This is a genomic window from Paraburkholderia sp. BR10882, assembly GCF_040948855.1.
In the GTDB taxonomy this organism is placed as follows: domain Bacteria; phylum Pseudomonadota; class Gammaproteobacteria; order Burkholderiales; family Burkholderiaceae; genus Paraburkholderia; species Paraburkholderia nodosa_A.
In genome coordinates this window covers 471,063-492,905 of sequence record NZ_JBFPKP010000001.1, presented here as the reverse complement: position 1 = coordinate 492,905, position 21,843 = coordinate 471,063, and the positions used below count along the sequence as shown (strand labels likewise).

Annotated in this window: 23 protein-coding genes; 7 read left to right on the top strand and 16 right to left on the bottom strand. The window is 65.1% G+C overall.

What is annotated here, in order from left to right:
* Positions 1-56 precede the first annotated feature (56 nt).
* Genes AB3X99_RS02260 through AB3X99_RS02250 form a run of 3 tightly spaced genes read left to right on the top strand, consistent with a single transcriptional unit; the run spans position 57 to position 2,617 of the window.
* Positions 57-1,334: a M48 family metallopeptidase gene (locus AB3X99_RS02260; RefSeq protein WP_368616020.1), complete on the top strand. Its 1,278-nt coding sequence runs from the start codon at positions 57-59 to the stop codon at positions 1,332-1,334.
* Positions 1,331-2,272, top strand: coding sequence for a ribosome small subunit-dependent GTPase A (gene rsgA, locus AB3X99_RS02255; protein WP_368616019.1), 942 nt, complete (start codon positions 1,331-1,333; stop codon positions 2,270-2,272). Before AB3X99_RS02260 ends, rsgA begins: the two co-directional genes overlap by 4 nt.
* Positions 2,273-2,293: 21 nt before the next feature.
* On the top strand, positions 2,294-2,617 hold the full coding sequence (locus AB3X99_RS02250; RefSeq protein ID WP_028206738.1) for a DUF2007 domain-containing protein: 324 nt from the start codon (positions 2,294-2,296) through the stop codon (positions 2,615-2,617).
* Positions 2,618-2,696: 79 nt separating this feature from the next.
* On the opposite strand, the gene AB3X99_RS02245 is transcribed toward AB3X99_RS02250, so the two are convergent.
* From AB3X99_RS02245 to rpsP, 6 genes are all read right to left on the bottom strand, one after another.
* On the bottom strand, positions 2,697-3,635 hold the full coding sequence (locus AB3X99_RS02245; protein ID WP_069262617.1) for a CobD/CbiB family protein: 939 nt from the start codon (positions 3,633-3,635) through the stop codon (positions 2,697-2,699).
* 150 nt (positions 3,636-3,785) lie between these two features.
* On the bottom strand, positions 3,786-4,508 hold the full coding sequence (locus AB3X99_RS02240) for a CoA pyrophosphatase (RefSeq protein ID WP_069262618.1): 723 nt from the start codon (positions 4,506-4,508) through the stop codon (positions 3,786-3,788).
* 86 nt (positions 4,509-4,594) lie between these two features.
* Positions 4,595-4,990 (bottom strand): 50S ribosomal protein L19, encoded by a 396-nt coding sequence (rplS, locus tag AB3X99_RS02235; RefSeq protein ID WP_035522529.1) that lies wholly within the window; start codon positions 4,988-4,990, stop codon positions 4,595-4,597.
* Between the two features lie 149 nt (positions 4,991-5,139).
* Complete coding sequence (gene trmD / locus AB3X99_RS02230; protein ID WP_069262619.1) at positions 5,140-5,907, bottom strand: tRNA (guanosine(37)-N1)-methyltransferase TrmD; 768 nt, start codon at positions 5,905-5,907, stop codon at positions 5,140-5,142.
* A 65-nt stretch (positions 5,908-5,972) separates the two neighbouring features.
* The gene (gene rimM / locus AB3X99_RS02225; protein WP_069262620.1) at positions 5,973-6,734 is read right to left on the bottom strand and encodes a ribosome maturation factor RimM; all 762 of its coding nucleotides are present in this window, start codon (positions 6,732-6,734) and stop codon (positions 5,973-5,975) included.
* A gap of 97 nt (positions 6,735-6,831) precedes the next feature.
* On the bottom strand, positions 6,832-7,095 hold the full coding sequence (rpsP, locus tag AB3X99_RS02220; RefSeq protein ID WP_028206744.1) for a 30S ribosomal protein S16: 264 nt from the start codon (positions 7,093-7,095) through the stop codon (positions 6,832-6,834).
* Between the two features lie 309 nt (positions 7,096-7,404).
* Here rpsP and AB3X99_RS02215 point away from each other — a divergent pair, with 309 nt between their 5' ends.
* Together AB3X99_RS02215 and AB3X99_RS02210 are read left to right on the top strand one after the other, a co-directional pair.
* A complete protein-coding gene (locus AB3X99_RS02215; protein WP_368616248.1) occupies positions 7,405-8,484 on the top strand; it encodes a sorbosone dehydrogenase family protein in 1,080 nt (359 codons plus the stop codon).
* A 104-nt stretch (positions 8,485-8,588) separates the two neighbouring features.
* On the top strand, positions 8,589-9,095 hold the full coding sequence (locus AB3X99_RS02210) for an NINE protein (protein WP_069262621.1): 507 nt from the start codon (positions 8,589-8,591) through the stop codon (positions 9,093-9,095).
* 16 nt (positions 9,096-9,111) lie between these two features.
* On the opposite strand, the gene AB3X99_RS02205 is transcribed toward AB3X99_RS02210, so the two are convergent.
* Positions 9,112-10,266 carry a PA0069 family radical SAM protein gene (locus AB3X99_RS02205; protein ID WP_069262622.1) on the bottom strand — a complete coding sequence of 385 codons (1,155 nt, stop codon included), beginning with the start codon at positions 10,264-10,266 and terminating at the stop codon, positions 9,112-9,114.
* A 111-nt stretch (positions 10,267-10,377) separates the two neighbouring features.
* Positions 10,378-10,866: an Lrp/AsnC ligand binding domain-containing protein gene (locus AB3X99_RS02200; RefSeq protein ID WP_042261052.1), complete on the bottom strand. Its 489-nt coding sequence runs from the start codon at positions 10,864-10,866 to the stop codon at positions 10,378-10,380.
* Between the two features lie 176 nt (positions 10,867-11,042).
* Here AB3X99_RS02200 and AB3X99_RS02195 point away from each other — a divergent pair, with 176 nt between their 5' ends.
* Positions 11,043-12,329 (top strand): D-amino acid dehydrogenase, encoded by a 1,287-nt coding sequence (locus tag AB3X99_RS02195; protein ID WP_368616018.1) that lies wholly within the window; start codon positions 11,043-11,045, stop codon positions 12,327-12,329.
* A gap of 81 nt (positions 12,330-12,410) precedes the next feature.
* Here the strand turns inward: AB3X99_RS02195 and AB3X99_RS02190 are convergent, their stop codons facing one another.
* From AB3X99_RS02190 to AB3X99_RS02165, 6 genes are all read right to left on the bottom strand, one after another.
* Entirely contained in the window at positions 12,411-14,198 is a 1,788-nt protein-coding gene (locus AB3X99_RS02190) for an acyl-CoA dehydrogenase (protein ID WP_368616017.1), read from the bottom strand.
* Positions 14,199-14,330: 132 nt separating this feature from the next.
* A complete protein-coding gene (locus AB3X99_RS02185; RefSeq protein WP_069262625.1) occupies positions 14,331-15,278 on the bottom strand; it encodes an electron transfer flavoprotein subunit alpha/FixB family protein in 948 nt (315 codons plus the stop codon).
* A 14-nt stretch (positions 15,279-15,292) separates the two neighbouring features.
* Positions 15,293-16,042: an electron transfer flavoprotein subunit beta/FixA family protein gene (locus AB3X99_RS02180; RefSeq protein WP_069262626.1), complete on the bottom strand. Its 750-nt coding sequence runs from the start codon at positions 16,040-16,042 to the stop codon at positions 15,293-15,295.
* A 210-nt stretch (positions 16,043-16,252) separates the two neighbouring features.
* On the bottom strand, positions 16,253-17,050 hold the full coding sequence (locus tag AB3X99_RS02175; protein ID WP_069262627.1) for a MetQ/NlpA family ABC transporter substrate-binding protein: 798 nt from the start codon (positions 17,048-17,050) through the stop codon (positions 16,253-16,255).
* Positions 17,051-17,105: 55 nt separating this feature from the next.
* Positions 17,106-17,759: a methionine ABC transporter permease gene (locus AB3X99_RS02170; protein WP_069262628.1), complete on the bottom strand. Its 654-nt coding sequence runs from the start codon at positions 17,757-17,759 to the stop codon at positions 17,106-17,108.
* Positions 17,749-18,783 (bottom strand): methionine ABC transporter ATP-binding protein, encoded by a 1,035-nt coding sequence (locus AB3X99_RS02165; RefSeq protein ID WP_069262629.1) that lies wholly within the window; start codon positions 18,781-18,783, stop codon positions 17,749-17,751. Before AB3X99_RS02165 ends, AB3X99_RS02170 begins: the two co-directional genes overlap by 11 nt.
* A gap of 301 nt (positions 18,784-19,084) precedes the next feature.
* Between AB3X99_RS02165 and AB3X99_RS02160 the strand changes: the two genes are divergently transcribed.
* The gene (locus AB3X99_RS02160) at positions 19,085-19,975 is read left to right on the top strand and encodes a lysophospholipase (protein WP_368616016.1); all 891 of its coding nucleotides are present in this window, start codon (positions 19,085-19,087) and stop codon (positions 19,973-19,975) included.
* A 13-nt stretch (positions 19,976-19,988) separates the two neighbouring features.
* Here the strand turns inward: AB3X99_RS02160 and AB3X99_RS02155 are convergent, their stop codons facing one another.
* Entirely contained in the window at positions 19,989-20,783 is a 795-nt protein-coding gene (locus AB3X99_RS02155) for an enoyl-CoA hydratase (protein ID WP_368605529.1), read from the bottom strand.
* 64 nt (positions 20,784-20,847) lie between these two features.
* Complete coding sequence (locus AB3X99_RS02150; RefSeq protein ID WP_368616015.1) at positions 20,848-21,774, bottom strand: histone deacetylase family protein; 927 nt, start codon at positions 21,772-21,774, stop codon at positions 20,848-20,850.
* Between the last annotated feature and the right edge of the window lie 69 nt (positions 21,775-21,843).

Below are 21,843 nucleotides of genomic sequence, written 5' to 3'. Positions count from 1 at the left end.
CGATGCCCGGCCGGCGAGAACATATAATTGTCGCATAGATACCACGGACTTCCTGGATGCCTAATCTGTCCCCCTCCCCTGCGCTGTACTTCAGCGTGCTGTTCGTCGTCGGCGTGCTCGCCATGGTCGCGACCAAACTCTGGCTCGCGTCGCGCCAGATCCGCTTCGTGGCCGCCCACCGCGGCGCGGTGCCGGCGCAGTTCACCGCCACCATCCCGCTCGCCGCGCACCAGCGCGCCGCCGACTACACGGTCGCGCGCACGCGCCTCGGCATGATCGAGATCGTGCTCAGCGCCGTGGTGCTGATCGCGCTCACGCTGCTCGGCGGCGTGCAGGCGCTCGATCTCGGCATCTCGGACGCGATCGGGCGCGAATATGTGGGCCAGATCGCGCTGGTCGGGGCCGTGCTCGCCATCTCCGGCCTGGTCGAGCTGCCGCTCGACTACTACCGCCAGTTCGTGGTCGAGGAGCGCTTCGGCTTCAATCGCATGACGAAGCGCATCTTCATCATGGACCGCATCAAGGGGCTCCTGATCGGCGCCGCGTTCGGCATTCCACTGCTCTTCGTCGTGCTCTGGCTCATGAAGCAGGCGGGCAGCCTCTGGTGGCTCTGGACGTGGGCCGTATGGGTCGCCTTCCAGATGCTCGTGCTGGTGCTCTACCCCACCTTCATCGCGCCGCTCTTCAACAAGTTCGAACCGCTGCGCGACGAAGCGCTGCGCTCACGCATCGAGGCGCTCATGCAGCGCTGCGGCTTTGCGGCCAAGGGCCTGTTCGTGATGGACGGCAGCCGCCGTTCCGCGCACGGCAACGCCTATTTCACGGGCTTTGGCGCATCCAAGCGCATCGTGTTCTTCGACACGCTGCTCGCGCGCCTGTCCGGCAGCGAGATCGAGGCCGTGCTTGCGCACGAACTCGGTCACTTCAAGCGTCGTCACGTGATCAAGCGCATGGTCGTCACGTTTGCGATCAGCCTCGCGCTGCTCGCCCTGCTCGGCTGGCTCTCGCAGCGCGTCTGGTTCTACGAGGGGCTCGGCGTGCGGCCGTCGCTGCTCGGCGGCAATGAAGGGCTCGCGCTCGTGCTGTTCTTCCTCGCCGTGCCCGTGTTCCTGTTCTTCGTTACGCCGCTTGGCAGCCTCTCCTCGCGCAAGCACGAGTTCGAAGCCGACGCCTTCGCCGCCACGCAAACGGACGCGCAGCATCTCGTCAACGCGCTCGTGAAACTCTACGAGGACAACGCGTCGACGCTCACGCCCGACCCGCTCTATACCGCGTTCTACTACTCGCATCCGCCAGCTTCGCAGCGGATCGACCGACTGCTCGCGCACGCATGAACCGGCGCGCATCCAAAGCCGCCGGCAACGCAAAAGCTGCAGGCGCCACGCTGCACGGCGTGGTGATCGCCGCCCATGGGCGCCATTATCTCGTCGCGCCCGACGGCGGCGGCGCGCACCTGCAATGCTTCCCGCGCGGCAAGAAGAGCGAGGTCGCGGTGGGCGACCGCGTCGAGTATCAGTCGACTTCCGCCGACCAGGGCGTGATCGTCGCGATCGGCGAGCGGCGCAACCTGCTCTATCGCTCCGACCAGTTCAAGTCGAAGCTCTTCGCGGCGAACCTCGACCAGTTGCTGATCGTGCTCGCCACCGAGCCGCACTTCAGCGAGGACCTGCTCGGGCGCGCGCTCGTGGCCGCCGAGGCCAACGACCTCAAGCCGCTCATCGTGCTCAACAAGATCGACGTAGAGCCCGCGCTGCCGCTCGCGCGCCAGCGCCTCGAACGCTATCGCGCGCTGGGCTATACGGTGCTGGAGGTTTCGGTGAAGGGCCGCCCCGAGCAAGCACACGCGGTGCTGGCCGAGCATCTCCACGGCCATCAGACGATCCTGCTCGGCCAGTCGGGCATGGGCAAGTCGACGCTCGTGAACCTGCTGATCCCCGACGCCGAAGCGGCCACGCGCGAGATCTCGACGGCACTCAACAGCGGCCGTCACACCACGACGTTCACGCGGCTCTACACGCTGCCCGAGGGCGGCGCGTTGATCGACTCGCCGGGCTTCCAGGAGTTCGGCCTCTATCACCTCACCGAAGGCAAGCTGGAGCGTGCGTTCCCCGAGTTCCGGCCGCTGCTCGCGCATTGCCGCTTCTACAACTGCCATCACCTGCACGAACCGGGCTGCGCGATTCTGGAAGCGGTGGACGACGGCCGCATCGCGCCCGAGCGCCAGGCGCTCTACGCGCAGCTCATCCACGAGATCAGCCAGGTCGTGCGCTGACCGCCACCTGCCCCAACGCCTATGCTCAAGCTCGTGCGCGCGCCGAATCTGCTGATCGCCCAGCACTGGATGAACATCCTGGCGACGGCGGGCGTGCCCTGCGAGCTGCACAACCGCTATCTGAGCGGCGCGATGGGCGAGATTCCGGCCGAGCAGTGCGCGCCCGAACTGTGGCTCGTGGACGAGCGCGACGAGAAGCTCGCCCGGCGTCTGATTGACGAAGCCGTGAACGGGCCGCCGCCGGGCTCGCCCACGTGGCGCTGTGCGCGCTGCGGCGAGGTGCTCGAGGCGCAGTTCACCGTGTGCTGGAATTGCGGACGCGATCGCGACGTGCGCGACGAGTGACGGCGTGAGTTGCTGATCCAGACGAAAATGGGCCGCTGGAAGCGGCCCATTTGCATTTCTGCGATTCAGCGTCGGGCGCTCAGAGCCAGACGGCAATCGTCAGCATGAGCAGCAGGATCATCCACAGGATCACGGCGCGCCACACGAGGCCCACGGCCGATTGCAGCGTACGCGGCGTGCAGTCGTCGCCCACCGTGTACGGACCGCCCTCGCCCGGCTGCGCGAGCACATCGACGCTGGACTGCTCGGCGAGCGGGCCTGACAGGCGCGCGCCCAGCGCGCCGCTGCCGGTGGCGAGCAGCACGCCTTCGTTGGTGTCGGGCCACTGGTTCGTGTGGTTGCGCCAGGCGTAGATCGCGTCCTCGAAGTTGCCGACGATCGCGAAGCCCAGCGACGTGAGCCGCGCAGGCACCCAGTCGATCACGAAGAACACATGCTGCGCGAAGTTCGAGAACGCCTCGGTGCGGTCCTCGGCCGGACGTGCCCACTCGCGCGCGAGGTATTCGGCGATGCGGTACAACACGGCGCCCGCGGGTCCGATCGGCACGAGAAACCAGAAGAACACGCCGAACACGTGCCGATGCGAGGCGATCACCGCATGAATCAGCGTGTGGCGCACGATCTCGCTCACGGGCATGTCCACGGCGTCGATGCCGGTCCATTCGCGGAGGATTTCGCGCGCGCGCGGCACGTCGTCGTTGTTCAGCGCGAGATGGATGTCGGTGAAGTAGTGGCTGAACTGGCGAAAACCGAGCGTGAAGTACACGACCGCCACGTTCCACAGGAACGCCAGCACGAAGCTGATGTGGTACAGCACGTAGTAGACGAGCGCCGTGGCGAGCGTCCACGGCAGCACGACCACGAGCCACGCGATGAGGCCATGCTTCTGCTTGCCGGCGTCGAAGCCGTGAGCGGCCCACTCCGCATTGAGGCGCACGAGCGCCATGACCGGATTATTGGGCGACAGCGCCCGCACCTGTTCGATGACGAGAGCCAGCAATACGGAAAAGAAGGTCATGCGACGCGCCGTGCAGATCGGGTTGCGAAAGGGGTTTTATGAAAATGTTGCAACGATATCACAGGGCCAGATGTGCCTGACCATCGCAGGCAATTCGGGCGGCAAACTCGCAACAGTGCGCAGCGACGCTTGCACGCGCCGCCAGACGTGTTACGCGAGCAGGAAACGGTAGAAGTTGCGCAGCATACCGGCCGTCGCCCCCCAGATGAAGTGCGAGGAGCCGACACCGGAAGCGACGACGGGTTCGGGCACGTCGAGGTCCGGCGAATTGCGGTCCGGATACGGCATCGCATAAAAGCGCCGCTCGCCGCCTTCCCAGCGGAGCACGCGCACCTGGTGATGCACCGGGTTCATGAGAAAGCTGAGCGGCACTTCGAAGATGCTTGCCACTTCGAGCGAGTCCGCCGCGAGACTGAACGGCTCGTGCACGAGACCGACCACGGGCGTGACCCTGAAGCCGGTGCCGGTGAGGTAGTCGGGCAATGCGCCGAGCACCTCGACGCGCGCGGGGTCGAGGTTCACCTCCTCGTGCGCCTCGCGCAGCGCGGCGGCGATGGGGGTGGGGTCGGAAGGTTCGCGGCTGCCGCCGGGAAAGCTCACCTGTCCCGCGTGATTGCTGAGGTTGTCGGCGCGCTGGGTGAGCAGCACGGTCAGGCCGCCCGGGCGCATGGCAATGGGCATGAGCACGGCGGCCTCGCGCGGATCGCGCATCTCGAACAGACGGGCTTCCTGGGGTTCGGGGTCCCACGGCAGGCGCTGCTCGAAGCGCGTGCGCAAGCCGGCGGCGGTCAGGCGTTCCGCGGCGACCTGCGGAAGGCTCGCGCCCGTCGATTCGATCGGCAGGCTTTCGGGTTCAAATACTGGGCGGATCAACGGGCGTCCCGGATTACACGTACACGAGATTATTTTGCGGCCAAAAAGAAAAAAGCACCCCGGAGGGTGCTTCTTTCTTACAGCTTTTACGCCTGTTCGGCCGGAGCAGCTGCGCGGTCTTTCGACACCAGCTTTTCCTTGATACGTGCCTTCTTGCCCGACAGGTTGCGCAGGTAGTACAGCTTCGCGCGACGCACGTCGCCGCGACGCTTCACCACGATGCTGGCCAGCAGCGGCGAGTACGTCTGGAACGTACGCTCGACGCCTTCGCCCGACGAGATCTTGCGCACGATGAACGACGAGTTCAGGCCGCGGTTACGCTTCGCGATCACGACGCCTTCGTATGCCTGAACGCGCTTGCGGTTACCTTCAACCACGTTCACGTTGACGATCACCGTATCGCCGGGGGCGAATTCGGGGATGGTCTTCTCGCCCAGCACGCGCTGGATTTCTTCCTGCTCGAGTTTTTCAATCAGATTCATGGATTGACTCCGTATGCCATCTTGTCGGCGTTCGTACCTGTGCAGGGTTGCTGCACTACGGCCCCGATAGAGGATGGATTCACAACTGGCGCCGTTCACGCATGAAGCGGCACCGCCTTTTGCGCCCCTTGTCGCGCACGCCCGAAGCCTTACGCTTCGTTCGAGCCCTTCGCGAGACTAGCGAGCCACGCCTCGTCGGCCCGGCTCAACATCTTGTTCTTTCTGGCCCGCGCGATCAGATCGGGCCGCTTGTTCCACGTGTTGCGCAACGCCTCGCGGCGACGCCATTGCTCGATTTCCGCATGATGGCCGCCAAGCAGCACATCGGGCACGCGCACACCGTCGTATTCCTCGGGGCGCGTGTAATGCGGACAGTCGAGCAAACCGTCGACGAAGCTGTCCTGCACCGCCGAAAGCGCATCGCCCAGCACGCCCGGCAGGTTGCGCACCACGGCGTCCATCAAGGCCATCGCGGGCAATTCACCCCCCGAGAGCACGAAGTCGCCGAGGCTCACTTCTTCGTCCACGCAGCGGTCGACGAGACGCTGGTCGATCGCTTCATAGCGGCCGCACAACATCACGAGACCCGGCTCCTGCGCGAACTGCATGACGCGTTCGTGCGTGAGCGGTTTGCCTTGCGGCGACATCAGCAGCACACGCGGGGCGCTCACGCCGGCTTGCGCCTGCGCGGCCTTTGCCGCGTCGATCGCCGCTTCGAGCGGCCTGGCCAGCATGACCATGCCGGGCCCGCCGCCGTAGGGGCGATCGTCGATCGTACGGTAGTTGTCGGTCGTGAAATCACGCGGATTCCACGTGCGCAACGTGTAACGCTGCTGCTTCGCCGCCCGGCTGGTAATACCCCAGTCGGTCAGCGCGCGGAACATCTCGGGAAAGAGCGTGACGACATCGAACTGCATCGCTCTCTCCGTTCAGCGAAATTGAATCAAGGCGCGCGGCGGGGTTGCCACAGCGTTGCCGCTGCTTAGTAGTCGGCTTCCCAGTCGACGACGATACGCTTCGCCGCCAGGTCCACCGTCTTCACGAACACGCCTACAAACGGGATCAGGCGCTCGCCGGTGGCCGGCTTGCCATCCTTGTCCGTGGACGCATACGTGACACGCAACACCGATTGCGCGCCATTGTCGATCAGGTCGGCAACCTTGCCGAGCTCGACGCCCGCCTCATTGGCGACATCGAGGCCGATCAGGTCGACCCAGTAATATTCGTCGGCTGCGGGCGCCGGGAATTCGGCCCGGCTCACGTACACGCGCGCGCCGCGCAACAGCAGCGCGGCATCGCGGTCGGCCACGCCCGAAAGCTGGCCAACGACGCTGTCACCATGAACCTTGGCGCTCACGCGCACCGCGCAATGACGCTCGCGATGCGCCTGACCCTCGCGGCCCTTGAGGAGCCACCAGCGTTTAGCGGAAAGCAGCGCCTGGCTATCCTGCGCGTGCGGCGCGATCTTCAGCCAGCCCTTGAGGCCGTAGGCGTCGATCACGGCGCCGACTTCAACGGCGTCGGCAGGCCAACTCGCCTCGGTTTCGGCGCGCAGGCCACCGGCTGTCCCGGTTGCGGGCACAGCTTTCGCGGCGCTCTCGCGCGCAGGCTTGCGCACGAACGCACCAAAGGACGGCGCGCCGCGGGCGGCAGCCTTGCCGGCGCCGCTGGCTGCAACTTCGGGCGCCCCGCTTTCCGACGCGTCGTTCGCCTCTACGGCAGATTTGGCGTCATGCGCGGACATCGGCACCCCTTGCGACCAGCTTGATATTGCATACGCGGATCATGCAGCGCGTACACAGGTGAAACACGGACAACAGACTGAAAAGACGCTTAAAGACTTAAGCAGCCGGCGCAGCGGCGGCGGTCTTTTGCGCTTCCTTCACGAGGCGCTCGACGGCCGGCGACATTTGCGCGCCGTTTTCCTTCCAGTACGTCACGCGATCTTGAGCGATACGCAGCGTTTCACCCTTGGTAGCGACCGGGTTGTAGAAGCCCACGCGCTCGATGAAACGGCCGTCGCGACGGTTGCGCGAGTCGGTTGCGACGATGTTGTAGAACGGGCGCTTCTTCGAGCCGCCGCGTGCCAGACGGATGATGACCATACGAAAATCCTTGAAAACCGGGGGTTCGGGACTACTGAAACATGCGATTATAGCCCGAAACCGGAGGCATAACAAACACTTAACGGGAAATTGCACGCCGGCGCGCGGAAAGCGGCGAGACAAAGCGGTCAAACTGCGGCTCATGCCCACGATGGGCGGGCCCTGGAGCGAATTGTGGCGACTTTCAGACGACTCGTGCAATGGCCGCGTCGCGTTTGTGGCGGCGGCGTGGGTGGCAGCTCCTTTTTTCCGGTGTCTCGCGAGTCGGCCCGACGCTTTGCAGCGGCGTGTCTCGCCTTTGCCGCCGCCCTGCTCGCGGCGCCGTTCGCTCAAGCGGCGCTTCCCATCGAGCGCATCAAGCTGCCGCCGGGCTTCCACATCGAGGTGCTGTCCGCCGACTTGCCCGGTGCGCGCCAAATGACGCTGTCAGGCAACGGCACCCTCCTGTATGTGGGGAGTACGGACGGCGACGTCTACGCGCTCGAACTCAAGGACGGCAAAGCCATCAAGCGCCATATCGTGGCCTCGGGACTGACGATGCCGGTGGGCGTGGCCTGGCGCAACGGCGCATTGTACGTTTCAGCGGTGTCGTCTATCGTGCGGCTCGACGACATCGACCGTCATCTCGACGATCCGCCCAAAGCCGTCGTCGTCACGGATTCGCTGCCCGCCGAGCGCCACCACGGCTGGAAGTTCATCGCCTTCGGCCCCGACGGCAAGCTCTACGTGCCGCAAGGCGCGCCGTGCAACGTCTGTCTGCCGGCCAGCGACCCGCAGCGCATGCATTTCGCGATGATCGGGCGCATGGAGCCCGACGGCTCGCACTACGAGACCATCGCCCGCGGTGTGCGCAACACGGTCGGCTTCGCGTGGCATCCGCAGACGCATGAGCTCTGGTTCACCGACAACGGCCGGGACATGCTCGGCGACGACATCCCCGACGACAAGCTCAACCGCCTCGCGCACGTGGGCGAGGACTTCGGCTTTCCCTATTGCCACGGCGGCAATGTCGCCGACCCCGAGTTCGGCGCAGGCCATCCGTGCAGCGGCTTCACGCCCCCCGTCCTCAAGCTCGGCGCGCACGTGGCGTCGCTTGGCATGCGCTTCTATACCGGTTCGATGTTCCCGGCCGACTATAAGAACAGCATTTTCATCGCCGAGCACGGCTCGTGGAACCGCAGCGAGAAGGTCGGCTATCGCGTGGTGCGCGTGATCGCCAACCCGGACGGCACGAACGCACGCCAGGAAGTGTTCGCGCAGGGCTGGCTCAATTCAGACGAGACCCAATGGGGCCGCCCCGCCGACGTGCTGCCGCTGCCCGACGGATCGCTCCTCGTCAGCGACGACTATGCGGGCGCGATTTATCGCGTGACCTACACGAAACCGTGACGCGGGCAGACCATGGTGCCGGGCATAAGCGTGCGCTTGTGCTGCAAGCGCGTCGTGCGGCATACAATGCCCGGCGGCCCGTGCGCGTTCGACGTAATGCGCTCATGGCGGCCGACGCCCACGTTTTGCCCGAGCCCATGCCCAACGACAAGAACCTCGCACGCTTTCGCTCCAAGACGCTCACCGCCGCCCTCGCCTTCCTGTTTGGCAGTCTCGGCGCCCACCGCTTCTACCTGTATGGCCCGCGCGACGTGTGGGGCTGGGCGCATTTGTTGGGCACGCTCCTCGGCATTCCGGGCGTGATGCTGCTCGTCGCCACCGAGCGCGCCTCGATTCCTGGCTGGGTGCTCGCCGTGATCGGCGCGGTGTCCGTCCTCTCGGCGTTTCTGGCGGCAATCGTCTACGGACTTCGCCCCGACGCCAAATGGGACGCGCAGTTCAACGCCGCGTTCGTGGAGAAAGGCCGCACGAGCCGCTCGGGCTGGACGGTGATTTTCGTCGTGATCTTCTCGCTGCTGATTGGCGCGTTCCTGCTGATGACGGGACTCGCACTCTCGTTTCAAACGTACTTCGAGTCGCAAGTCGAGGCCGCGAAGGCGCTCTCGCAGTAAATCGCGCAGTAACGGCTCAGAACAGGTCGAGCTGAGGCTTCTCGCGCACGGTCTTCGACTGCACGAACGCCGACATGTCCAGAATGCCGTGGCGCCGCTCGTTGAGCCCGAGGCGCCGCACGGCATGATGAAAGCGCTGCTTGAGCAGGTCGGCCCACAGCCCCGTTCCCTTCATGCGCTGCGAAAACGCCGATTCGTAGTCTTTGCCGCCGCGCATGTCGCGCACGCGGCTCATCACGCGCTCGGCGCGCTGCGGGAAGTGCGCCGCCAGCCAGTCCTGGAACAGCGGCGCGACCTCCCACGGCAAACGCAGCACGATGTAACTCGCGCTTGTCGCACCGGCCTCGGCGCAGGCTTCGAGCACGCGCTCCATGTCGGGCTCGGTCACGAACGGAATCACGGGTGCGATGCTCACGCCGACCGGCACACCGGCTTCGGCGAGCGTGCGGATGGTACGCAGCCGCCGCGCGGGTGTCGCCGCACGCGGTTCGAGCGAGCGGGCGATATCGGCGTCGAGTGTGGTGATCGTGATTGCCGCCATGAACTGCTGGCGCGCGGCCATCGGCGCGAGCAGGTCGAGATCGCGCTCGATCAGCGAGGATTTCGTGATGGCCGCGAACGGATGCTGCCGTTCCGCCAGCACTTCGACCACGCGGCGTGTGATGCGCAGGTCGCGCTCCACCGGTTGCCAGGCGTCGGTATTCACGCCCAGCGCAATCGGCTCGGGCTCGTACGACGGCTTGGCGATTTCCCGCGCGAGCAACTCCGCCGCATTGACCTTGGCGTAGATTCGGCTCTCGAAATCGAGCCCCGGCGAAAGGCCGAGATAACTGTGCGTAGGCCGCGCAAAGCAATAGATACAGCCGTGCTCGCAGCCGCGATACGGATTGAGCGAGACGTTGAATGGAATGTCCGGCGACTGGTTGCGTGTGAGGATGCTCTTCGCGCGCTCTTCGAAGACTTCGGTGCGCAGCCTGGGCTCGCCGGTTTCATCGCCATCACCATCACGCTCCCCGCCGACACCCGTGGGCTGCCAGCCGTCGTCGAACGCTTCGCGCTGGTCGACTTCGTAGCGCCCTTGCAGGTTCGTGACCGCCCCGCGCCCCTTGCGCGCGGTGGGCGGTGCAACGGGATACCAGGCGTCGGGATCGGGGTGATGGGAATCAGTCACGGGTAGAGAAAATGGACATGAAAGCGCGGATCGATACTGTATAAATATACAGTATCGATCCGCGTTGTCGAGTCCTAAAAACGGGGCCGCCTTCAGCCCGCTGTTACCCGTTCATTCCCCCACGGCGATGGTCAGCGTCTCCTTGATCTCTTCCATCACCACGTAGCTCTTCGACTGCACGGCGCCCGGCAGTTGCAGCAGGATGTCGCCGAGCAGCTTGCGGTAGTCGGCCATCTCGCCGATGCGCGCCTTGATGAGATAGTCGAAGTCGCCCGAGACGAGATGGCATTCGAGCACTTCGGGAATCTTCTGCACCTCGCGGCGGAACTGGTCGAACATGTTGCCGCTCTTGTGATCGAGCGTGATCTCCACGAACACGAGCAGCGCCGCACCCAGCACCGAGGGATTCACGCGCGCGAAGTAACCCGTGATCACGCCGTCGCGCTCCATGCGCTTGACTCGCTCGATGCACGGTGTGACCGAGAGCCCGACCTGCTCCGCGAGGTCCTTCATCGCCATGCGGCCGTCCTCCTGGAGCAGCTTCAGGATGCGGTGATCGAGCCGGTCGAGCGCGCGGACCGGTTGGCGCTGCGTTCTCATGATTTCTTCCCGAAAATCTGAAAAATACGATAACAAAACCTGGACATACAACAATAGCATAGCTACAAATACTGGCTACACCCGGATTTTCATGCCTTCTTCCCTATCGGTGCCAAAAGACGGCTTCCAAGGGCCCGGCAACGCGGCGTAGCTCAACGAAACTATATGGAGCAGCTATGCGAGTCGTCGTGTTGGGCAGTGGTGTGGTCGGTGTGGCCAGCGCCTGGTATCTCGCCCGCGCGGGCCACGAAGTCACGGTGATCGACCGCGAGGCCGGTCCCGCGCTCGAAACCAGTTTTGCCAATGCCGGACAGATCTCGCCGGGCTACGCCGCACCGTGGGCCGCGCCGGGCGTGCCGCTCAAGGCGATCAAGTGGATGTTCGAGAAGCACGCGCCGCTCGCCATTCGTCTGGACGGCACGAAGTTCCAGCTGCAGTGGATGTGGCAGATGCTGCAGAACTGCACGGCTGAACGCTACGCGCTCAACAAAGGCCGCATGGTGCGTCTCGCGGAATACAGCCGCGACTGCCTGCAGGCGTTGCGCGCCGACACGGGCATTCAGTATGAAGGCCGCACGGGCGGCACGCTTCAGGTGTTCCGCACGCAGCAGCAGTTCGAAGGCGCAGCGAAGGACATCGCCGTGCTCAAGGACGCGAACGTTCCGTACGAACTGCTCACCGCAGCCGAACTCGGCCGCGCAGAACCGGCGCTCGCCGCGGTGTCGGGCAAGCTCACCGGCGGCCTGCGTCTGCCCGGCGACGAAACCGGCGACTGCCAGATGTTCACCACGCGCCTCGCCGCCATGGCCGAACAACTGGGTGTGAAATTCCGCTACAACACGCCGATCGACGGCCTCGCCATGCAGGGCGACCGTATCGCGGGCGTGCAATGCGGCAGCGAGCTGGTGCGCGCCGATTCGTTCGTGGTCGCGCTCGGCTCCTTCTCGACGAAGATGCTCGCGGGCCTCGTGAAGATTCCGGTTTATCCGCTCAAGGGCTATTCGATCACGGCGCCGATCGTGAATGCGAGTGCCGCGCCGGTTTCGACCGTGCTCGACGAAACCTACAAGATCGCGATCACGCGTTTTGACGACCGCATCCGTGTGGGCGGCATGGCCGAGATCGTCGGCTTCGACAAGACGCTCAAGCAGGCGCGCCGTGAAACGCTCGAAATGTGCGTCAACGACTTGTTCCCGGGCGGCGGCGACACGACGAAGGCCACCTTCTGGACCGGCCTGCGCCCGATGACGCCGGACGGCACGCCGGTTGTCGGCCGCACGCCGATCTCGAACCTGTTCCTGAACACGGGTCACGGCACGCTCGGCTGGACGATGTCGTGCGGTTCGGGCCAATTGCTCGCCGACCTGATCTCGGGCAAGCAACCCGCCATCCGCGCCGACGATCTTTCGGTGCACCGCTATCTCGGCGACACGCAAGGCTCGCATCGTCCGGCGTATGCCTGAAGCCAGCCACGCTGCGTGAACGAACACGGCGCCGCCAGGGCGCCGTGTTTCATTTCTCGCTGTGAGTAGCGCGCGGCTGCGTCAGAACTGATCCTCCGCTAGCGCCAGCACGCCCTCGCTGCCGTTTGCGCTGACGATCGCCGCTTCGAGCGCCACCGCCTGCGGCAAGACATGTTGCGCGAAGAACTGCGCGGTGGCGATCTTCGCGCCATGAAACTTCGGGTCCTCCCGCATGAGACGCTGCGAGGCGAGCATGGCGCGCGCCATCTGCCAGCCGCCCAGCACGATGCCCGCCAGCTTCAGATACGGCACGCTGCCCGCGAATACCGCGTTCGGATCGCTTTTCGTCTTCGCGAGCACGAAGTCCACGGCCGATGCCAGCGCATCCTTACCCGCCGCGAGATGCTTGCGCATCGACTCGAACGCCGCGCCTCGTTGTGCGGCCAGCGCGTCGACGGTCTGCGCGATATCGGTGAGCAGCGCCTTTGCCGCCGCGCCGCCGTCGCGCAGCGTCTTGCGTCCGATGAGATCGTTCGCCTGGATCGCCGTCGTGCCCTCGTAGATCGGCAGAATGCGTGCGTCACGGTAGAACTGCGCCGCGCCCGTCTCCTCGATGAAGCCCATGCCGCCATGCACCTGCACGCCGAGGCTCGTCACTTCCAGCGCGAGTTCGGTGCTCCAGCCCTTCACGATCGGCACGAGGTACTCGTAGCGCGCCTGATGCCGCGCACGGGCCGCCTCGTCGGGGTCGCCATGCGCGCGGTCGCTCTCGCCGGCCGCCACGTAAGCGAGCGCACGCGCGGCTTCGGTGAGCGCACGCATCGTGGCGAGCATGCGGCGCACGTCGGGGTGATGGATGATGCTCACCGCGGCTTTCGCGGAACCGTCCACCGGGCGGCTCTGCACGCGCTCCTTCGCATAGGCGAGCGCCTTCTGGTACGCGCGGTCGGAGACGGCCACGCCCTGCATGCCCACCGCAAAACGCGCGGCGTTCATCATGATGAACATGTATTCGAGGCCGCGATTCTCTTCGCCGATCAACTGGCCGATCGCGCCGCCATGGTCGCCGAACTGCAGCACGGCGGTCGGGCTCGCCTTGATGCCGAGCTTGTGTTCGATCGATACGCAGTGCACATCGTTGCGCGCGCCGAGCGTGCCGTCGTCGTTGACGAGGAACTTCGGCACGATGAAGAGCGAAATGCCCTTCACGCCTTCGGGCGCCGTGGGCGTGCGCGCGAGCACGAGATGGACGATGTTCTCCGCCATGTCGTGCTCGCCCCACGTGATGAAGATCTTCGTGCCGAACACCTTGTACGTGCCGTCGCCTTGCGGCTCGGCGCGCGTGCGCACGGCGGCGAGATCGGAGCCCGCCTGCGGCTCGGTGAGGTTCATCGTGCCGGTCCAGTCGCCGGAGATGAGCTTCGGCACGAAGCGCTGCTTTTGCGCTTCGCTGCCGGCGGTGAGGACCGCTTCGATGGCGCCGTCGGTGAGCAGCGGACACAACGCGAACGAAAGGTTCGCCGCGTTGAGCATTTCCACACACGGCGTGCCGACGAGCTTCGGTAAACCTTGTCCTTCGTATTCCTGAGGATGCTGCACGCCTTGCCAGCCGCCTTCCACGTATTGCCGGAATGCCGCCTTGAAACCGGGCGTGGCGTGCACGTTGCCGTTTTCCCAGCGGCTCGGATTGCGGTCGCCTTCGGCGTTCAGCGGCTCGAGCACTTCGCCGCACAGCTTCGCGGCTTCGTGCAGCACCGCTTCGACCGTTTCGGGCGTGGCGTCTTCGCCGCCCGGTAAGCTGGCGATTTCTTCGAGGCCGGCCAGTTCCTTCATGACGAACAGCATGTCGCTCGTGGGCGCCTGGTACATTTCAGTCTCCTCCTGTCGGTATGCGGTTCCTCAAATGACAAAGGGGCGCCGCGGCGCCCCTTTGTTGCTTCGTCTCACGCCACGCGTTCAATCATGATACGCGGCGCTCGTCGCTCGATACACCGGCCGGATTCAGCCGAGTTCCTTCACGAGTTCCGGCACGACCGTGAACAGGTCGCCCACGAGGCCGTAATCGGCCACGCTGAAGATCGGTGCTTCTTCGTCCTTGTTGATCGCGACGATGACCTTCGAGTCCTTCATGCCGGCCAGATGCTGGATCGCACCCGAGATGCCGACCGCCACATACAGTTGCGGCGCGACGATCTTGCCAGTCTGTCCGACCTGATAGTCGTTCGGCACATAGCCCGCGTCGACGGCTGCGCGCGATGCGCCAAGTGCTGCGTTGAGCTTGTCCGCGAGCGGCTCCAGCACCTTCGTGTAGTTCTCGCCGCTGCCCAGACCCCGGCCGCCCGAGACGATGATCTTTGCGCTCGTGAGTTCCGGACGGTCGAGCTTCGTCACTTCACGGCCGACGAACTGGGTGAGGCCGCTGTCCGCTGCCGCGTCGAGCTTCTCGACTGCCGCGCTGCCGCCAACGGCTGCAACTGCATCGAATGCCGTCGTACGCACGGTGATGACCTTGATCGGGTCGACCGATTGCACCGTCGCGATGGCATTGCCCGCGTAGATCGGGCGCTCGAACGTGTCCGGCGCATCCACGGCGGTGATGTCGCTGATCTGCGCGACGTCGAGCTTCGCGGCGATGCGCGGCGTGACGTTCTTGCCCGCTGCCGTTGCCGGAGCCAGGATGTGCGTGTAGTTCTTCGCCGCATTTTGCACAAGCGCGAGGACCGTCGCTTCGACGTTCTCGGCGAGACCCTGCTCGAGTTGCGGCGCGTCGGCCAGCAGCACCTTCGCAACGCCTGCGATCTTCGCGGCGGCATCCGCTGCGGCTTGCGCATTGTGGCCCGCGACCAGCACGTGCACGTCGCCGCCAATTTTCTGTGCTGCGGCGACCGTGTTCAGCGTCGCGGCCTTGATCGAGTGATTGTCGTGTTCAGCAATAACCAGATTCGTCATTTTCGTCTCGCTCCTTACAGCACCTTGGCTTCCGTCTTCAGCTTCTCGACCAGCGTCTTCACGTCCGGCACCTTCACGCCTGCGCTGCGCTTGGGCGGCTCGGCAACCTTCAGCGTCTTCAGACGGGGCGTGACGTCGACGCCGAGGTCTTCGGGCTTGACGGTTTCCAGCGGCTTCTTCTTCGCCTTCATGATGTTCGGCAGCGTGACGTAGCGCGGCTCGTTCAGGCGCAGATCCGTCGTAACGACTGCGGGCAGCTTGAGCGACAGCGTTTCCGCGCCACCGTCCACTTCGCGCGATACGGTCGCCTTGCCGTCGGCCACGACCACCTTCGAGGCAAACGTAGCCTGCGGCAGGTTCGCCAGCGCGGCGAGCATCTGGCCGGTCTGGTTCGAATCGTCGTCGATGGCCTGCTTGCCGAGGATGACGAGTTGCGGCTGTTCCTTGTCGACCAGCGCCTTCAGCAGCTTGGCCACAGCCAGCGGCTGGAGGTCTTCGTTCGACTCGATGAGGATCGCGCGATCCGCGCCGATGGCCAGCGCCGTACGCAACGTTTCCTGCGCTTGCGTCACGCCCGCCGAAACGGCGATGACTTCGGTCGCCACGCCCGCTTCCTTCAGACGCACCGCTTCTTCCACGGCGATTTCGTCGAACGGGTTCATCGACATCTTCACGTTCGCGATGTCGACGCCCGTGCCATCCGACTTCACACGAACCTTCACGTTGTAATCGACTACGCGTTTGACTGGCACAAGGACTTTCATTCACATGCTCCGAAGTTACGAATACGTCAACCTGGCGGACATTATAGCGATAGCCCTGTCGGGCCGATCTGCCACCAGCAATTTTCCCGAACCACCGCTGCCGCACCCCGGTCATCAGTAGCGAACGATCGTGCGATTTTACGGTGGAAAAAACCCGGGCATCAAGCCCGGGCGCCGAAAAATATCTCTAATTTCACGGCCCAGGGGGTCCTACCAGGAGGTGATGACCGCCCCGCCGAACGTCGTTTCGACGTAGCGCTTCACTTCCGGCGAGTGGTACGCGGCGACCAGCTTCGCCACCCAGGGCTTGTTGCGGTCGGCCTCGCGGATCGCGAGGATATTCACGTACGGCCCCTTCGGGTCTTCGATTGCGATCGCGTCCTGTTTCGGCTTCAGGCCCGCTTGCATGGCGAAGTTCGTGTTGATCGCGGCGGCGTCCACGTCGTCGAGCGAACGCGGAATCTGTGCGGCGTCGAGCTCGACGATTTTCAGCTTCCTGGGGTTTTCCACGATGTCGAGCGGCGTCGCCTTCAAACCTGCGTCGGCGCGCAACTTGATGAGACCCTGGCTCTGCAGCAGCAGCAACGCACGGCCGCCATTCGTCGGATCATTCGGCACCGCGATGCGCGCGCCCGGCTTCAGTTCGGAGAGCGATTTGATCTTCTTCGAGTAGATGCCCATCGGGAACGTAACGGTGTCGGCGATCTTGATCAGCTTGTAGCCGCGATCCTTCACCTGCGCGTCGAGATACGGCGCGTGCTGGTAGCTGTTGGCGTCGAGATCGCCGCCCGCGAGCGCCGCGTTCGGCTGCACGTAGTCGGAGAACTCGATGATCTTGATGTTCAGGCCGCTCTTCGCGGCCACGCTCTTCACGACTTCCATCACCTGCTCGTGCGGGCCGCCCGTCACGCCCACCTTGATGGTTTCGTCCGCGTGCGCAGCAAGCGGTGCGATGAGCGAAGCCGCGCCAAGCGCCGCCGCGAGCCGGATCATGAAACGACGTTGCATACCCAACCTTTGTCTTGTGTAGTTATGTTGATCGAAAAACCGCTTGTTTTAAGGCCTATTTGTGGCTCAGGCGCCGCACGAGCCAGTCGCCGAACGACTGCACGAGCTGCACGAACACGATCAGGATCACGACCACGATCAACATGACTTCGGGTTCGAAGCGCTGATAGCCGTAGCGGATGCCGAGGTCGCCAAGACCACCGCCGCCGATCGCGCCGGCCATCGCCGAATAGCCGACGAGCGAGATGAACGTGATGGTGAGCCCCGCCACGACGCCTGGCAGCGACTCGGGCAGCAGCACCTTGAAGACGATCTGGCTCGTGCTCGCGCCCATGGCCTGGGCCGCTTCGATCAGGCCGCGATCGACTTCGCGCAGCGCCGTTTCGACGAGCCGCGCGATAAACGGCGCAGCGGCGATGGTGAGCGGCACGACGGCGGCCGCCGTGCCGATCGACGAGCCGACCACGAGGCGCGTGAACGGAATCACGGCAACGAGCAGAATGATGAACGGCGTGGAGCGCACAGCATTGACGATCACCCCCATCACGCGATTCGCGGCGATGTTCTGCAGCACGCCGTTGCGGTCGGTGAGATAGAGCAGCACGCCGAGCGGCAGGCCGATGGCCGCGCCCACGAGTCCCGAGATGCCCACCATGACGAGCGTCTCCCAGAACGACTGGACGAACATGTCGAACATTTCACTCCACATGGGACAGTTCCTCCACCACGACGCCTTGTTCGCGCAGCCACGCCATGGCCTGCGCCACCTTCACCGGATCGCCGCCCGCGAGCACCGCGAGCGAGCCGAACGCCTGCCCCTGGATCTCGTCGATCTGGCCGTGCAGGATGTTGAAATCGAGTTCGAAGCGGCGAATCGTCTCCGAGAGAACCGGCTGGTCGACGCCCGTACCCTTGAACGCGAGGCGCAGCAAGTGGCCGCTGCCCTTCGCGAGATGCTCGGCCACACGCGCCTTGAGCGCGGGCGGCAGTTCCTGGGCGATCACGTCGCCGAGCAGCGCGCGCGTGACTTCGTGGCGCGGCTGCAGGAACACGTCGATCACGGGACCGCTTTCCACCACGCGGCCCGCGTCGAGCACGGCCACGCGGTCGCAGACCTGTTTGATCACTTCCATCTGGTGCGTGATCATCACGATGGTCAGGTTCAGTTCGCGATTGATCTTGCGCAGCAGGTCGAGAATCGCGCGCGTGGTTTCGGGGTCGAGCGCCGAGGTCGCCTCGTCCGAAAGCAGCACCTTCGGCTTGCTCGCGAGCGCGCGCGCAATGCCCACGCGCTGCTTCTGGCCGCCGCTGATCTGCGAGGGATAGCGGTCTTTCTGCGCGGTCAGGCCGACGAGTTCGAGCAGCGGCAGCACCGTCGCTTCGATCTCGGCGCGCTTCACGCCGGCCAGTTCGAGCGGCAGCGCGACGTTGTCGAACACGGTGCGCGACGACAGCAGGTTGAAGTGCTGGAAAATCATGCCGATCTCGCGGCGCGCTTCGCGCAGCTGGGCCGAAGAGAGCGACGTGAGCGTGCGAGCGTTGACGACGATGTCGCCTTCGGTGGGCCGCGTGAGCAGGTTGATGGTGCGCACCAGCGTGCTCTTGCCTGCGCCGCTGCGCCCGATGATGCCGAACACTTCGCCCGGCGGAATCGTCAGATTGACGTTGTGCAGCGCCTCGATCCAGCCTTGTGGGCCGGCGAAGCGCTGGGACACGTTTCGAATTTCGATCATGGAAAAAAAGCAAAACGGCGGGTGTGCCGCGCGCCGCTCGCGCAGGCCGCTCCTTTTCAGTAGCGGAAAACGCGTCGCGCCGGCAGACAGCCGCCGTTTGATGGACTGGATTTAGCCCCGCATTTTACCCTGGCACGCAAAATTCCTTTTAATAATCAATTTCGATAATTTCATAACTCATTTGCATTAGAGGCTTCTGGCAGCGCGTGGCCGCCCGCGCGGCCGCTACACTGCTGCCGACAGACTGATGCCGAAAACGAACTACCGTGAACCGCCACGCATTGCCCAAACAGGGAGCGAGATGGAGACCAGTCAGAACATCGCCATGGCGCAAGCCGCCGAACCCGCCGCGCAAGCGACGCTGCGTACGCGTGACCGCGTCGAGTTGCCGCTCTACGTCTGGCGCGCGAGCGCGCCGCCGCGCGCGGCCATCGCGCTGATTCATGGTCTCGCGGAACACGCGGGCCGGTATGCGGCGCTCGCCACGCGGCTGACCGCCGCGGGCATCGATGTCTACGCAATCGATCTGCGCGGCCACGGGCATGCCCCTGGCCGCCGCACCTGGATCTCGCACTTCGACGACTATCTCAACGACGCCGAGGCGCTCCTCGCCCACGCGAGCGCGCAATGCGCTGCACAGGGCACACCGCTCTTCCTGATGGGGCACAGCATGGGCGGCGCGATCGCCGCGCTCTACGCCATCGAGCGCCTGCCGCAAACTCGCGTGCCGCTCGCGGGCCTGCTGCTCTCGAGCGCGGCGCTCGCGCCGGGCCGCGACGTGCCCGCATGGAAAATCGCCGCGAGCCGCGTAATCAGCGCGATCTGGCCGACCTTTCCGGCCATGAAGATCGACGCGGCGCTGCTCGCGCGCGTGCGCGACGTGGTCGAAGCCAATCGCGCCGATCCGCTCGTGCATCACGGCGCGATTCCCGCCCGCACGGGGGCGCAATTGCTGGAAGCGATGAAGCGCATCGAGACGGGACGCGCGCAACTGCGGCTACCCGTGCTGATCTGGCATGGCACCGAGGACAAGCTCACCGAGCCCGAGGGCAGCCGCGCGTTCGGCGCGAACGTGGGATCGCCCGATCGCACGCTCACGCTATATGAAGGCAGCTACCATGAAACGCTCAACGACCTCGATCGAGAGCGCGTGATCGGCGCGCTGATCGACTGGATCGACCAGCACTCCTGAGCGGTCAGGCGCGTTACTTCGCGCTGCGTTTCTCGATGAAGGCCTGCACGCCGTCGAGCGCTGGGTCGGTCATCATGTTGCAGGCCATGGTCTGCCCGGCCAACTGATACGCGGCGTCGATGCCCATTTCGAGCTGCCGGTAGAAGAGCCCCTTGCCTGCCGCGACGGCCTCGCGCGGCTTCGCGCAGATGCTCGCGGCCAGTGCGGTCACGGCGGCGTCGAGTTGGTCGGCGGGCACCACGCGATTCACGAGGCCTTCGCGCAACGCCTTCTCCGCATCGATGAATTCGCCCGTCATCAGCATCTCGAAGGCCGCCTTGCGCGAGACATTGCGCGAGAGCGGCACAGCGGGCGTCGAGCAAAAGAGCCCGAGATTGATGCCCGACACCGCAAAGCGCGCCGAGTCCGCCGCCACCGCCAGATCGCACATCGCGACGAGCTGGCAGCCCGCCGCCGTCGCCACGCCCTGCACGCGCGCGATGACGGGCTGCGGCATCTTTTGAATGGCGAGCATCATCTTCGAGCAGCGCTCGAACAGCTTCGTGTAGTACTCGTGCGAGGGCGCCGCGCGCATTTCCCTGAGATCGTGGCCCGCGCAGAACGCGCGCCCTGCCGCTGCGATCACGACCACGCGCGCGTCGGATTGCGCCAGCGCGGCGAGTTCGCCCTGCAACGCATCGATGAGCGCCTCGGAAAGCGCGTTGAACGCATCCGGACGGTTCAGCGTGAGGCGCACGACGCCCGACACGCCATACGCATCGCGTGTAATTTCGACTAGCGCTTGCGATGAAGAGGGAATGGCACTCACGATGCGTGTCTCCTTCGTTCGAATGTGTGCGATGCGGGTCCGCGCTCGGGGCCGCGCCGGCCGCCTAGATATCCGCCAGCGCGCGCAGATGCGCCACCACGCTGCGGCCGAGCGCCGAGAGGTTATAGCCGCCTTCGAGGCTGCTCACGATGCGCCCCTTCGCATAGCGGCCCGCGATGTCGCGAATCTGGTCCGTGATCCAGGCGAAGTCGTCCTCCACGAGGCCCATGTTGCCGAGATCGTCTTCGCGATGCGCGTCGAAGCCCGCCGAGACGAACACCATCTCCGGTTTGAACTCGTGCAGCCGCGGCAGCCACATGATGTCGATGGCCTCGCGCACTTCCATGCCTTTCGTGCGCGCCGCGATCGGCAGGTTGACCATGTTCGGCGCCGGATTCTGGGCCCCCGAGTACGGATAGAACGGATGCTGAAAGAAGCTGCACATCAGCACGCGCGAGTCGCCCGCGAACGCGGCCTCGGTGCCGTTGCCGTGATGCACGTCGAAATCGACGATCGCCACGCGCTGGAGGCCGTGGACTTCGAGTGCATGGCGCGCCGCGATCGCGATGTTGTTGAAGAAGCAAAAGCCCATCGCGCGCGCGGGCTCCGCGTGATGGCCGGGCGGGCGCACGCTGCAGAATGCGTTCTCGTAGCGCCCGGCGAGGACCGCGTCGGTGGCCGCGATCGCCGCGCCCGCCGCACGCAGCGCCGCCTGCCACGTGTGTGGATTCATCAGCGTGTCCGGGTCGATGCTCGCGTAGCCTTCGCTGGGCGCCGTGTTGCGGATGAAGTCGATATGCGCCTGGGTATGCACGCGCAGGAGGTCCGCCTCGGTCGCGAGCGGCGCCGATTCGTCGCGCTCGATCAGCGCGTCGATGCGGCTCGCGATCAGTTGGTCTTCGATAGCCTGCAGACGCGCGGGGCATTCAGGATGCCATTCGCCCATCTCGTGCAGCAGAAAATCGGGGTGAGAGAAGAAACCGGTCGTCATGAGTCGCACTCGCCGCGGGCTTCGCGCATGCGCGCGGCCGCGGGTCTCCTTCTGTCTTTAGTCTGGCGG